At 30.3% G+C, this 13072-nt stretch carries 13 protein-coding genes; 5 read left to right on the forward strand and 8 right to left on the reverse strand.

Annotated elements, in window-relative coordinates; genetic code table 11:
* Positions 1-157: 157 nt before the first annotated feature.
* Positions 158-997, forward strand: coding sequence for an OmpA family protein (locus Q0352_RS08580; RefSeq protein WP_299526664.1), 840 nt, complete (start codon positions 158-160; stop codon positions 995-997).
* A gap of 49 nt (positions 998-1046) precedes the next feature.
* Here the strand turns inward: Q0352_RS08580 and Q0352_RS08585 are convergent, their stop codons facing one another.
* The 7 genes from Q0352_RS08585 to Q0352_RS08615 all read right to left on the reverse strand — a co-directional run bounded on the left by Q0352_RS08585 (position 1047) and on the right by Q0352_RS08615 (position 7576).
* Entirely contained in the window at positions 1047-1424 is a 378-nt protein-coding gene (locus Q0352_RS08585; protein ID WP_299526666.1) for a Na(+)-translocating NADH-quinone reductase subunit F, read from the reverse strand.
* Between the two features lie 104 nt (positions 1425-1528).
* Positions 1529-2839: an NADH:ubiquinone reductase (Na(+)-transporting) subunit F gene (gene nqrF / locus Q0352_RS08590; RefSeq protein ID WP_299526668.1), complete on the reverse strand. Its 1311-nt coding sequence runs from the start codon at positions 2837-2839 to the stop codon at positions 1529-1531.
* A complete protein-coding gene (nqrE, locus tag Q0352_RS08595) occupies positions 2839-3594 on the reverse strand; it encodes an NADH:ubiquinone reductase (Na(+)-transporting) subunit E (protein ID WP_299526670.1) in 756 nt (251 codons plus the stop codon). The genes nqrF and nqrE overlap by 1 nt, the downstream gene beginning before the upstream one ends.
* Before the next feature lie 5 nt (positions 3595-3599).
* On the reverse strand, positions 3600-4247 hold the full coding sequence (locus tag Q0352_RS08600; protein WP_299526672.1) for an NADH:ubiquinone reductase (Na(+)-transporting) subunit D: 648 nt from the start codon (positions 4245-4247) through the stop codon (positions 3600-3602).
* Positions 4248-4250: 3 nt separating this feature from the next.
* Positions 4251-4997 carry a Na(+)-translocating NADH-quinone reductase subunit C gene (locus Q0352_RS08605; protein WP_299526674.1) on the reverse strand — a complete coding sequence of 249 codons (747 nt, stop codon included), beginning with the start codon at positions 4995-4997 and terminating at the stop codon, positions 4251-4253.
* A gap of 2 nt (positions 4998-4999) precedes the next feature.
* The gene (locus Q0352_RS08610) at positions 5000-6223 is read right to left on the reverse strand and encodes an NADH:ubiquinone reductase (Na(+)-transporting) subunit B (protein WP_299526677.1); all 1224 of its coding nucleotides are present in this window, start codon (positions 6221-6223) and stop codon (positions 5000-5002) included.
* A 3-nt stretch (positions 6224-6226) separates the two neighbouring features.
* Positions 6227-7576: a Na(+)-translocating NADH-quinone reductase subunit A gene (locus Q0352_RS08615; RefSeq protein ID WP_299526679.1), complete on the reverse strand. Its 1350-nt coding sequence runs from the start codon at positions 7574-7576 to the stop codon at positions 6227-6229.
* A 187-nt stretch (positions 7577-7763) separates the two neighbouring features.
* On the opposite strand from Q0352_RS08615, the gene Q0352_RS08620 reads away from it, so the two are divergent.
* The 3 genes from Q0352_RS08620 (at position 7764) to Q0352_RS08630 (ending at position 10705) form a co-directional block, all read left to right on the forward strand.
* Positions 7764-9008: a DUF5103 domain-containing protein gene (locus Q0352_RS08620; protein ID WP_299526681.1), complete on the forward strand. Its 1245-nt coding sequence runs from the start codon at positions 7764-7766 to the stop codon at positions 9006-9008.
* Between the two features lie 53 nt (positions 9009-9061).
* Positions 9062-9448: a Co2+/Mg2+ efflux protein ApaG gene (apaG, locus tag Q0352_RS08625; RefSeq protein ID WP_299526683.1), complete on the forward strand. Its 387-nt coding sequence runs from the start codon at positions 9062-9064 to the stop codon at positions 9446-9448.
* 84 nt (positions 9449-9532) lie between these two features.
* Complete coding sequence (locus Q0352_RS08630) at positions 9533-10705, forward strand: DUF3667 domain-containing protein (protein ID WP_299526685.1); 1173 nt, start codon at positions 9533-9535, stop codon at positions 10703-10705.
* On the opposite strand, the gene Q0352_RS08635 is transcribed toward Q0352_RS08630, so the two are convergent.
* A complete protein-coding gene (locus Q0352_RS08635) occupies positions 10702-11403 on the reverse strand; it encodes an NRDE family protein (protein ID WP_299526688.1) in 702 nt (233 codons plus the stop codon). The two genes, Q0352_RS08630 and Q0352_RS08635, sit on opposite strands and share 4 nt — an antisense overlap.
* 108 nt (positions 11404-11511) lie before the next feature.
* Between Q0352_RS08635 and pruA the strand changes: the two genes are divergently transcribed.
* Positions 11512-13072 (forward strand): L-glutamate gamma-semialdehyde dehydrogenase (gene pruA, locus Q0352_RS08640; protein WP_299526691.1); only part of this gene is annotated, 1561 nt, incomplete at its 3' end.

Raw genomic sequence — 13072 nt, forward strand, 5'->3', positions numbered from 1 at the left:
TGTTTAGTTTTTTTCATTTTTACAAATTTTTCTTAAAGAATAAGGTTACAAATATAGTTTGAAAATATTTCTTAAATTCTTCATAAATGTTATAAAAATATATTATTGTAATCATCTTTTAATTAATTTTACACAAAAATAAAACAACTTATAACTTATGAAAAAACTATTGGTATTGTTAATCACAACTTCAGTTGTGTTAAGTTCATGTGTATCTAAAAAACAATACACAGAATTGGAAGGAAATTATAACAAAAAAAGCCAGGAATTAGTTGATACTAAAGCTGACTTAATGAAATGTAGAATAGAAAGTGAAAGTAAACTTTCTGCTCTTGAACAAAGAGTACTTGATTTAAAAAAGGACAAAGAAAAAACATTAGAATATGTTGATAATTTAACAGTGTTATCTAAATCAGCTTCTGATAACATTAAAGAAACATTATCTCAAATGGGGAAAAAAGATGAATATATTAAATATATTCAGAAAGCTATTACCAAAAGAGACTCTCTTAATTTAGCTTTAGGCTTTAAATTAAAAAGTGTGTTGAAAGATGGCTACCATGATGAAGACATTCAAATTGATGTTGAAAAAACTGTGGTTTACATTTCAATTGCAGACAAATTATTATTTAAAAGTGGAAGCCATATTATTTCAAACGATGCAAAAAAAGTATTGAAAAAAGTTGCTGAGGTTATTGCTGCACAACCTGAATTAGAAGTTATGGTTGAAGGTTATACAGATAACAAATCAATTAGTACTGCAGATATGAAAGATAACTGGGATTTAAGTGTTAAACGTTCAACATCTGTTATTAGAGTACTTCAAGGTGATTTTAACATTGAGCCAAGCCGTTTAATTGCTGCAGGTAGAAGTGAATATATGCCTTTGGAAACTAATGATACTGTTGAAGGTAGAGCTAGAAACAGAAGAACTAGAATTGTTTTAATGCCTAAATTAGATCAGTTCTTTAAATTAATGGAAAGTAAAGTTGAGTAATTAGTATCTTAAATTTATTTAAAAACACGCCAATGGCGTGTTTTTTTTATTAATTCAATTCTATATCTAAGAATTGAAACCCTTCATATTGTAATAAATATTCTTCATTGAAATTGGGAAATCTATTTTTATTTTCCTTGCTCCCAATTCCAACACCTGCAAATATTACCTTAGCATCATTAATTCTAGCATGTTTTTTAAACGTTTCCATCCAAATAACATCAAATGCTATTGCGAATTCTGAAATTGGAGCTATTTTAACTATTACAAAATATCGTGTGTTATTTCTATCTATACACACAAATTGAGGATTCCTTTTAAGTTGGCTATTTATAGCTATAAATTCGTACCCTTTGACTTCCAAATCTTTCCCTACAATATTCATTGCTAGGTTATGTATTTCTTGTTTTGTCAGTTGTCTGCTCATTTTTGAATAAAAATTAAATAAAAAATCCGATACAAAAGTACCGGATTTTAATTTATTATAAAACACTTCGACAAGCTCAGTGTAACATGTTAATTCTAAAAAAGTTACCCACCAAAGTCATCAAAACGAATATTTTCATCAGCTAAACCAAAGTCTTCACCCATTTTTTGAACTGCTTTATTCATTAATGGAGGTCCACAGAAATATAACTCTAAATCTTCTGGAGACTCATGTTTAGATAAATATTCATCAATAACTGCTTGATGCACAAATCCTGTAAATCCATCTCCTTCTTTATCAGTAAAATCTTTTTTATTCACCCAATTATCTTCTGGCATTGGTTCTGATAAGACTAAATAAAATCTGAAGTTTGGAAACTCTTTTTCTAATTTATAAAAGTGCTCTGCATAGAATAATTCACGTTTAGAACGCCCGCCATACCAATACGTTACTGTTCTACCTGTTTTAAGTGTATTAAATAAATGATATAAATGCGAGCGCATTGGAGCCATACCAGCACCACCACCAACGTATAACATTTCTGACTCAGATTCATTTATAAAGAATTCACCATAAGGACCTGATATTATAACTTTGTCACCTGCTTTTCGAGAGAAAATATAAGATGAAGCAACACCTGGATTTACACTCATCCAACCGTTTTTAGCTCTATCCCAAGGTGGAGTTGCAATACGCACATTTAACATAATTTCTCTTCCCTCAGCAGGATAAGAAGCCATAGAATATGCTCTTTCAACTTGTTCCTTATTAGACATTTTAAGATCCCATAAACCAAATTTATCCCACTCCATCTGAAACTTATCTGCAGTTTCATGTTCTTTAGGGTGTGCTGTAATATCCATATCCTTAAAATCAATATCACATGCCGGTATTTCTATTTGAATATAACCACCTGCTTTGTATCCCATATCTTCAGGGATTTCAACTACAAATTCCTTAATAAATGATGCTACATTGTAATTTCTAACAACAGTTGCTTCCCATTTTTTAATTCCAAAAACTTCTTCAGGAATAGATATATCCATATCCTGCTTCACTTTTACCTGACAAGATAAGCGAGCGCCATCTTTTAATTGTTTACGAGTAAAGTGAGGAGTTTCAGTAGGTAATGCTTCACCTCCACCCGAATGAACGTGACATTCACATTGAATACAAGTACCACCTCCTCCACATGCTGAAGGTAAAAATATTTTTTCAGCGCTTAATGTTGTCAATAATGAACTCCCAGAAGCTACTACAATTTCTTTTTCACCATTAATTCTGATTTTCACAGGGCCTGATGGTGATAATTTTTGTTTTACAAATAATAAGAGTGCAACCAATAAAAGTGTTATCACTAAAAATGCTGCTACTGTTGCTATAATTGTTCCTAATGTATTTACTGCTAATATCATTATTCTTCTTCTTTAATTTCTAATTCGTCAACAGAAACACTATCAATTACTTTAATTGTTTCTTCTTCTAATGTAGGTTCATTAACTTTCACAGAAGTTTCAATTGAAGCTGTTTCTTCTTTCACTACTTCTTCATCACCACCTGTTAACATCCCTCCAAAACTCATAAAACCAATTGCCATTAAACCAGTAATAATAAATGTAATACCTAATCCTCTTAGCGGAGCAGGCACATTTGAATATCTAATTTTTTCACGAATAGCAGCAATTGCTAAAATTGCTAAAAACCAACCAATACCTGAGCTAACTCCATAATTAAATGCTAACCCTAAAGTTTGTATCTCACGAGATTGCATAAATAATGACCCTCCTAAAATTGCACAGTTTACAGCTATTAAAGGCAGAAAAATACCTAATGAATTGTATAATGCTGGAGAAAATTTCTCTACTATTATTTCAACTAATTGCACCATTGTTGCAATGGTTGCAATAAACATAATAAAAGATAAAAAGCTTAAATCGTATACTGCATATTCTTCACCTAACCAACTAAGTGCTCCTTCTTGTAATATGTACTTATCTAATAGCCAGTTTAAAGGCACTGTGATAGCCATTACAAAAATAACAGCGGCTCCTAAACCTACAGCTGTTGATACTTTTTTAGATACGGCTAGGTATGAACACATTCCTAAGAATGTTGCAAATACCATGTTATCAATAAATATTGCTTTAAAAAATAATTCTAAATGTTCCATATTATTTAGTTATCTTCAATTAATGATGTGTTTCTTGAACGTTGTACCCATATAATAATTCCTACAGTAATTAATGCCATTGGAGCCAACAACATAAATCCGTTGTTTTCATAACCAAAAGCATACACACCTGTTTTTTCAATAGGATCACCTAATACTTTTATTCCTAATAATGTTCCTGAACCTAAAAGTTCTCTAAAGAATCCAACAATTATTAATATAACAGCATATCCTAATGAATTTCCTATTCCGTCTAAGAATGATTTCCAAGGTCCGTTTGCTAAAGCAAATGCTTCAAAACGACCCATAATAATACAGTTTGTAATAATTAAACCTACAAATACAGAAAGTGTTTTACTTAATTCATAAGCAAAAGCTTTTAATACTAAATCAACAATAATTACTAAGGTAGCAACAACAATTAATTGAACTATAATTCTAATTTTAGATGGAATAATATTTCTCATTAATGAAATAACTACGTTTCCAACTCCTAAAACAAATAATACTGCAACAGACATTACAATAGAAGCTTTCAACTCTGCCGTAATTGCCAATGCAGAACAAATACCTAATACTTGTATAGTAATAGGATTATCATCTGCTAAAGGATCTGTTATTAATTTTAAATCTTTTTTTGATAAAAGTCCCATAAATTATTGCTTTAATGTTTTTAAATAAGGCACATACATTTTTAAATCCTTTTTCAGCATTGCTGCTAAACCATCACCTGTAATAGTTGATCCTGCTATTGCATCCACCTCAAAATCTGTTTTATCCAAGTTTTTTGGATCAGCATTTCCTTTAGAAACAGAAATTCCTTTAAATAAATCTCCATCTAAAAAATGCTCTCCTTTAAAGTCATCCATAAAAAAACGTTCTTTTATGTTTGATCCTAAACCTGGTGTTTCACCAGCATGGTCAAAATATACACCTTGAACTACCAATTGATTATCTATTGCTACATAACCCCAAATTGCATCCCATAAACCTTTACCTCTTACTGGTATAATGTAATATTGAACATTCTCTTTATTCCCTATAAATAATGGTAATTTACGCTCTCTATTTTCAGCTTTTGAGGCTGCTTCTTCTTTTTTAAGGTCTATTAAATATGCGTTTTCATCTTCAACAGCATCAGTTCCTGTAATTACCAATTGTTTGGTAATATATTTTGAAAACTCACTACCTACAATGCTTTTTGAAACAAACTCAACGCTAGTTTCGTCATTTTCATTCACACCCATAGCATATAAAATATTTTGTTGTTTTTCTATACGCTTATTTTCAGTAATTTTTTCTTTTAATGATGATGCTAAAAAAGCTAGTAATGCTCCTACTACTACAACCATTCCGGTTGCAAAAAGTATTGTATATAGGTTACTCTCTGTGTTTTTTGCCATTGTTATACTGTTTTTGCTTTTAAACGTTTTAGCCTTCTTTTAACGTTACTCTGTACTATATAATGATCAATAGTTGGAGCGAATACATTCATCAATAGAATTGCTAACATTACACCTTCTGGATATGCTGGGTTGAAAACACGTATCAATATTGAAATAAATCCAATTAAGAAACCATAAATCCATTTCCCTCTATTTGTTTGTGATCCTGTCACTGGGTCTGTAGCCATAAATACAACACCAAAGGCTAAACCACCAAGTAATAAATGATGCCAAAATTCAGTACTCATTAAGCCATAAAACTTACTAGTTTCGTTTATTATTCCCGCATCTACAATTGCATTAAAAATAAGTCCCATTACTAAAGATCCAATTACAGCAGAAAGCATAATTCTCCAACTACCTACTTTGGTAAATATTAAATATAAACCTCCTAATAGTATTAAGAAAGCCGATGTTTCACCAACTGATCCCGGAATAAAACCAAAAAACATATCCCAAGTTGAGTATGCAAATTCTTTTCCTTGTGCTAAACTTCCTAAAATTGTTTCCCCTGAAATAGCATCAAGATTAGCTCCTTCTACAATTTCACTAGCTCTTTCCTTTGCGCCAGCTACCCATACTTTATCTCCACTCATCCAAGTTGGATATGCAAAGAATAAAAATGCTCGTATTGTTAAAGCTGGGTTTAAAATATTCATTCCAGTACCTCCAAATACTTCTTTTCCAATAACTACTCCAAATGCAACTGCAACTGCAAGCATCCAAAGTGGTGTATCAATTGGTATAATTAATGGAACTAACATTCCTGAAACAAAATAACCTTCTTCTACTTCGTGGTTATTAATTGTTGCAAAAATAATTTCAATTCCTAAACCAACAACATATGAAACAAGTAATAGAGGAACTAATTTAGTAGCCCCAATTAAGAAATTATCAAAATTCCAGAATTCTCCGCTAAAGAATGACATTCCTTCTTGATACCCATTAATTGCAATATTCTGTTGAAACCCAACATTAAACATTGCAAAAATTAATACCGGAATTAAAGGTATTATAACATTTGTCATTAATCTTTTTAAATCATCAGCACCTTTTATATGACCTCCTGAATGTGTAGTTTCATTTGGAGTGTAAAAAAGTGTATGAACAGCACCAAACATAGTTTGCCATTTTGTTCCACTAACTTTTCCTCTTATATTATGTAATTTTTCTTTTAATCCCATAACCTATCCTATTTCTTTTAACATTAAGTCTAAACCTTTTCTTATGATTTCCTGATGTGGTTGTTTGGAAACACAAACAAATTCAGTTAAAGCAAAATCTTCAGGAGCTACTTCGTACATTCCTAATTGCTCCATTTCATCTAAATCTTTATACATACAAGCTTTTAGAATTTGCATTGGATAAATATCTAAAGGAAAAACCTCTTCATAATTACCAGTAACAACAAATGCTCTATGCTCTCCATTCGTATTCGTATTTAAATCAAACTTTTTATTAGGGAATAACCAAGAAAAAGTAAGTGCTCTAGAAGTTGAAATCTTTTTGAAAACAGGCATTGTCCATCCAAAAAACTCATAATCATCTCCTTCTGGAATTACCGTTATCATATTGTTATAATAACCTAAGTTTCCTTTTAAATCTTGAGTGGTTCCCGTTAAAACGTTTCCACTAATAATTCTTGAATTTCCTTCTTTTAATTTACCATCTACAATTGAAGAAATAGTAGCTCCAATTTTAGTTTTGTAATATTTAGGAGTTGTAACAAATGAACCAGCTAAAGCAACAATACGTTCAGCATTAAATTTACCTGTTAGTAATAACTCTCCAATAATTACTAAATCTTGAGGTGCAATAGTCCAAACAGCTTCACCTTTATTTACAGGGTCAATTTTCGCAATTTGAGTACCAACATTTCCTGAAGGATGCGGCCCTGAAACTTTATGAAGTGTAATATTGTTTAATCCTTCAAATGGTGAGTTAGCACTTTTCCCTACAGAAACATGAACTTCACCAGAAGTTAATTTACTTAAAACAGTAACCGCTGCTTGCAACTCATTCTCTTTTCCCGCCAATACATAATCGTAATCAGCTGCTAAAGGAGCACTCGCGTAAGCAGAAATAAAAATTGCTTTAGGTGTTTTTGCAGGATCTGCAATTACAGCATAAGGTCTTTGCATTATAAATGGCCAACAACCAGAAGCTAGCAAATGACTTTTAATGGCATCAGCTTTCATTGTTTTTGGATCTTTTATTCCAAAATCAAAAAATTGTTGTTCACTATCAGCTTGGATTTTAACTGCTAATATTTTCCTTTTTTCACCACGTACAATATCAATTACCTCACCACTTACTGGCGAAGGAAATTTAATCTCTTCATTGGCTTTATTATAAAAAACCGATTCCCCAGCTTTTAACTTAGCACCAACTTTTATTGAGAGTTTTGGAATAATACTGTGAAAATCTTCAGGTTTCAATGTATAAACATTACTAAACAAAGCATTTTCAGTGATTTTTTCAGATTCACCTTTTAGCTTAATGTCTAAACCTTTTTTAATTTGAATGTCCTGTGACATATTTATAGTTTATTTAATAGTCTTTAAAAACGGAGCAAAAATAACAATTTCTAACTTAGGATTTATGATTTTTATCAAGTTTTTATGTAACATTAATAATCATTCTAAATCAATTTTAGTTTTATTACTTTTACACTTTGTCTTTTGGTATACATATTGATAATATCAACACTAAAAACCTATTTTTTTGAAAAAATATTTTTTACTTTTCTGTTTTTACTATTTTGTTCAATTAGGCTTTTCACAATCTAATTTTACGGAGCCTGATAATATTAAATCCATAGTATTTAAATCTTCCGTTTCAAATACATACACACCAATTATTAGACTTGGAGAAAGAATTAACCTTTCATTTGATGATTTAAATGCCAATGAAGAAGATTACACCTACAAAATTGAACATTGCAGTATAGATTGGGAACCTTCAGAATTATCTGAATCTGAATTTATTCAAGGATATGCTGAAGATAGAATTCGGAATTATGAAAATTCTTTTAATACGCTGCAACCTTACACAAATTATACCTTAACTATTCCAAACGAGAATACCAAAATTAAAATTTCAGGAAACTATTTGCTAACGGTTTTAAACGATGATGATGAAATTGTTTTTAAGCGTCATTTTGTGGTTTACGAACCAAAAGTAACTGTTGGTGTTACTGTTTATAAAAGCAGAGATATCTCAACCATTAATACAAAACAATCGGTTGAATTTATTATCAACAACCCAAACTTTAGAATTAACAATCCTGATAAAGAAATAGTGCCTGTTATTCTTCAAAATAACAATTGGCAAACAGCAATAAGCGGATTAAAACCTCAATTTTATAGAGGTACTCAATTACTTTATAAATACAACAAAGAAACCAGTTTTTGGGGAGGAAACGAATTTTTATATTTCGATTCTAAGGTCATTAGAAGTTCTACTTTAAATATTGCAAATGTTGAATTAGGGAATGAACTTTACAATACATATTTATATACAAATGAAGAAAGAGTTGATAAACCTTACACCTTATTTCCTGATGTAAATGGGAATTTTATTATTAGAACTTTGCAAGGTATAAATAGCAATACCGATGCTGATTATAGTTGGGTTTACTTTTCTTTAAAAACCTCACAAAATCTTGAAGGTAAAGAACTTTACATTAGCGGAAATTTCAACAATTGGCAGTTAAACGAAACCAATAAACTCAATTACAATACAGAAACTGGTTTATATGAAGCCTCTCTCCTTCTAAAACAAGGATTTTATAATTATCAGTATATGACTAAAACTGAAAATAATATCCTAAACAATTGCGATATTGATGGTTCTTATTACCAAACAGAAAATGATTATACCGTTTTAGTTTATTATACAAAATTTGGAAGTAGATACACACAAGTAATTGGTGTTGGCTTTGGAAATTCAGAAAAAATAAACAACTAATTTATTAGAATTTTTAGTATATTTGAAGTTATTCATTTCTCAGGTAAATAGCTATGGTACAACAAGTAACAAATGGCATAAAAATTTCCGTAATTTCTAATTTCCAAACCACAAGTTATAGGAATTATAAACTATACTATGTTTTTAGTTATCAGGTTACTATTGAAAATCAAAGCAATGAAACCGTACAACTTTTAGAACGCCATTGGAAAATTTTTGACTCATTAAACAATATTGAAATAGTTGAAGGCTCTGGAGTTATTGGCAAAAAACCAATTTTAAAACCAGGTCAAATACATACCTATGCCTCTAACTGTTTTTTAACTTCTCCTATTGGCGCTATGTCTGGCTTTTACAATATGGTAAATTTTGCAACCACAAAAATATTTAAAGTATACATTCCAACATTTCAATTAATAGTTCCTAATATTAGCAACTAAAATAAATGAAATGAAGTTTTATTAATTTTAACTCAAATTAGAAAATGTGTGCTCTATAAAAAGTACACAACTAAAAAATAACCTATGAAATTTAGCATTCTAAAATTTAAACCAAAAGTTAATCAGAAACTCATTGAAACTAAAGGATTAGAATGCTTAAACTGCGGACAACCATTTACTGGAAATGAAAATTTTTGCTCATTTTGCGGACAAAAAAACACCATTAAAAAATTAAACTTTGGCTACTTCATAAATAATTTAATATCTGGTTTCTTTTCATACGACTCACGTTTTTGGAACACATTTATTCCTTTATTAACAAAACCAGGAAAAGTTTCAAAAGAATATATTGAAGGTAAACGAGCTCGATTTGTAAACCCATTTCAATTATATTTAAATATTTCTATTATTTTCTTTTTAATAGTAGGATTGACTATCAATTCAGATAAAAATAAAAACTCAGTAAATAACATTATTGCAGCCACAAAAAACTTAGATTCAATCTCTCAAAAAGAAAAAAAACAGCTAGATTCAATTTTAACAAATGTTAAAGAAGAAATTATTAAAGCAAACCCTAATGATTCTTCGAAAGTAAAAGTTGCTACAGATCTAGGAAGTGTTTTTAGGTTAATTAATGAGGATGAAAAATCGGAAAAAGAATATGCCTACCATATTAAAAATGACACTATTAAAAACATTGGAATAGTTAATAAAATTAATGATCTTTACCACTTCAATGATAAATTTCCAAATTACAATAATGAACAAGCTTTGGATAGTTTAGGCTACGAAAAAACATTTTGGAATACATTTTACTATCAAGAAGTTATAAATATCACAAAGAATATAAAACAGGTTCAGTCTGACGGTGGTAAAAGTTACTTTAAAAAACTCACCTCATATATCTCAATTTCTCTATTTATTTTTCTGCCAATTTTTACACTGTTTTTAAAAGCCGTTTATTTTAGAAGAAAGTTTACTTATATGGAGCATTTAGTATTTGTATTTCATACTCAAACTGTATTCTTTTTGCTGTTTGTAATTTTTTATTTACTCAACTTATTTGTTGAATTAGAATCTTATTCTTGGGTATTGGTAATTTTATTTTTACTCTATTTATACAAAGCGCTACGTTATTTTTATAAACAGAAAAGATTTAAAACAATATTAAAATTTATGCTATTAAACAGTTTTTACCTATTTTTAGGCATTATAGGATTTACCATTGTTTCAATACTTTCTTTTGCTGTAGGTTAAAAAGTTGATGTTGTTTTTTGTTGATGAATTATATCTTCATACAACATTTCAATAGTATTATTTTCTTTTATTACTGAAGTTATACTTACCGTCTCAACATAAGAGCGTTTCATTAAAACCGATTGCTCTTTATCTCCAATTTCTGAATGATGAAATTTTAATATAGTTGAAGAAGTGAATTTATTTTCCGCTACCCAGTTTTGAAACCAAATTTTTCTTAATCCCTTTATTTCATTCTTATACAAAGTAGAAGATGACCAAATTTTAGCTTCATTCTTTAATTTTGTAAAATGCTTTTGATGTTCGTCCCAAATTAATTCATATAAATTTAATTGGTTTTCATTCCAATCAACAATCACCATGGTAAAAGGTTCAATTTCTTCTAAGTTTAAGCTATCAATGTATTCAATAAAATTAGCTGTTTGCAATATTTCTTTACCAATAATACCTCTACTTTTTTTGTAAGTTTCTTTTCTTTTATGCTTAATAAAAGCACCATTTAATATACATATTAATCTGTTTTTCGAACTTGTACCAATCCAAGTGCCTCCAGCAGTTTTATCTTTCGGAAATAACATCTCAACACCATTTTCCAAATACTTTTTTGGTGCAAATGTTTCACGTAACCGTTGTTCATCTCTATTAGAAGTTAAAATAAAATTATTGTTAGGTAAGGGCAAAAAAGTAACGGTACACATGCTATTAAAATTTGAATATTGAGTATTAGTTTAGATTAAAAAAAGTAAATCATATTTTGTAACTTTGCATGTCAAATTTAATCAGAAAAACCTTTAAAAAATAATATAATGGCTACAGGATTTTATAAAGTACCAAATGCAATTAACGAAGTTGTAAAGTCATACGCTCCGGGATCTCCAGAACGTAAAGCATTGTTAGATACGTACAAAAAAATGTACAAAGAACAAGTTGACATTCCTTTTTATATTGGAGGAAAAGAATACAGAACAGGAAATACAGTTGATATTAACCCACCACATGATCATAAACATTGTGTTGGAAAATACCACCTTGCTGAAAAAGAACATATTGAATTAGCTGTAAAAGCTGCTGCTGAAGCACGTGTAAAATGGGCTGCAACAAGCTGGGAACACAGAGCTGCAATTTTCTTAAAAGCTGCAGATTTATTAGCTGGACCATTCCGTTATAAAATGAATGCAGCAACTATGATTGCACAGTCTAAAAATGTAATGCAGGCAGAAATTGATTCAGCTTGTGAGTTAATTGACTTTTTACGTTTTAACGTTCAGTTTATGACTGAAATTTATAACAATCAACCTATTTCTTCTCCTGGGATTTGGAACCGTATGGAATACCGTCCATTAGAAGGATTTGTATATGCTATTACTCCATTTAACTTTACTGCAATTGCTGGTAATTTACCTGCTGCACCTGCTTTAATGGGGAATGTAATTATATGGAAACCTGCAAGATCTCAAGTATATTCTGCTCAAGTAATAATGGAGTTGTTTAAAGCTGCCGGTTTACCTGATGGTGTTATAAATATGGTAACTGGTAATTCAGGAACTATTACAGATGTTTTATTAAATAGTGCTGATTTTTCTGGAGTTCACTTTACAGGATCTACACCAGTATTTAACAGTTTCTGGGCAACTATTGGAAAAAACATGGATTTGTATAAAACATACCCAAGAATTGTTGGGGAAACTGGTGGAAAAGATTTTATTTGGGCACACCCTTCGTCAAATGCACAAGAAGTTGCAACAGCAATTTCAAGAGGTGCTTTTGAATACCAAGGGCAAAAATGTTCAGCTGCTTCAAGAGCTTATTTACCAAAAAGTTTATGGCCAGCTATTAAAGAATCGGTTATAAAAGATGTGAAGTCATTTAAAATGGGAACTCCTGAAGATACTTCAAACTTTATAAATGCGGTAATTGATGATAGAGCCTTCAAAAAACTTTCTGGTTGTATTGAAGAAGCTAAAAAAGATGCTGATGCCGAAATTATTGTTGGTGGTGGTTATGATGATTCAGTTGGGTACTTTATTGAACCAACAATTATAGTAACAACAAACCCTCAATATAAAACAATGGTTAATGAATTATTTGGCCCAATTATGACCATTTACATATATGAAGACGAGCAATGGGAAGAAATATTAGATGTTGTTGATAAAACAGGAGAATTTGCTTTAACTGGTGCAATTTTTAGTGGTGACCGTTACGTAATTGATATAGCAACCAATAAATTAGAAAATGCAGCCGGTAATTTCTACATTAATGACAAACCTACTGGTGCCGTGGTTGGACAACAACCTTTTGGTGGTGCTCGTGGATCTGGAACAAATGATAAAGCTGGTTCAGTTTGGAATTTATTACGTTGGGTAA

The sequence above is a fragment of the uncultured Lutibacter sp. genome, from assembly GCF_937891065.1.
GTDB lineage: Bacteria > Bacteroidota > Bacteroidia > Flavobacteriales > Flavobacteriaceae > Lutibacter.

Excerpts from the sequence above, each read along its gene's own strand:
- apaG (WP_299526683.1), top strand. The coding sequence starts at position 9,062 with ATGGTACAACAAGTAACAAATGGCATAAAAATTTCCGTAATTTCTAAT.
- Q0352_RS08635 (WP_299526688.1), bottom strand. The coding sequence starts at position 11,403 with ATGTGTACCGTTACTTTTTTGCCCTTACCTAACAATAATTTTATTTTA.
- nqrF (WP_299526668.1), bottom strand. The coding sequence starts at position 2,839 with ATGATATTAGCAGTAAATACATTAGGAACAATTATAGCAACAGTAGCA.
- Q0352_RS08610 (WP_299526677.1), bottom strand. The coding sequence starts at position 6,223 with ATGGGATTAAAAGAAAAATTACATAATATAAGAGGAAAAGTTAGTGGA.
- Q0352_RS08615 (WP_299526679.1), bottom strand. The coding sequence starts at position 7,576 with ATGTCACAGGACATTCAAATTAAAAAAGGTTTAGACATTAAGCTAAAA.
- Q0352_RS08605 (WP_299526674.1), bottom strand. The coding sequence starts at position 4,997 with ATGGCAAAAAACACAGAGAGTAACCTATATACAATACTTTTTGCAACC.
- Q0352_RS08600 (WP_299526672.1), bottom strand. The coding sequence starts at position 4,247 with ATGGGACTTTTATCAAAAAAAGATTTAAAATTAATAACAGATCCTTTA.
- Q0352_RS08630 (WP_299526685.1), top strand. The coding sequence starts at position 9,533 with ATGAAATTTAGCATTCTAAAATTTAAACCAAAAGTTAATCAGAAACTC.
- nqrE (WP_299526670.1), bottom strand. The coding sequence starts at position 3,594 with ATGGAACATTTAGAATTATTTTTTAAAGCAATATTTATTGATAACATG.
- Q0352_RS08585 (WP_299526666.1), bottom strand. The coding sequence starts at position 1,424 with ATGAGCAGACAACTGACAAAACAAGAAATACATAACCTAGCAATGAAT.
- Q0352_RS08580 (WP_299526664.1), top strand. The coding sequence starts at position 158 with ATGAAAAAACTATTGGTATTGTTAATCACAACTTCAGTTGTGTTAAGT.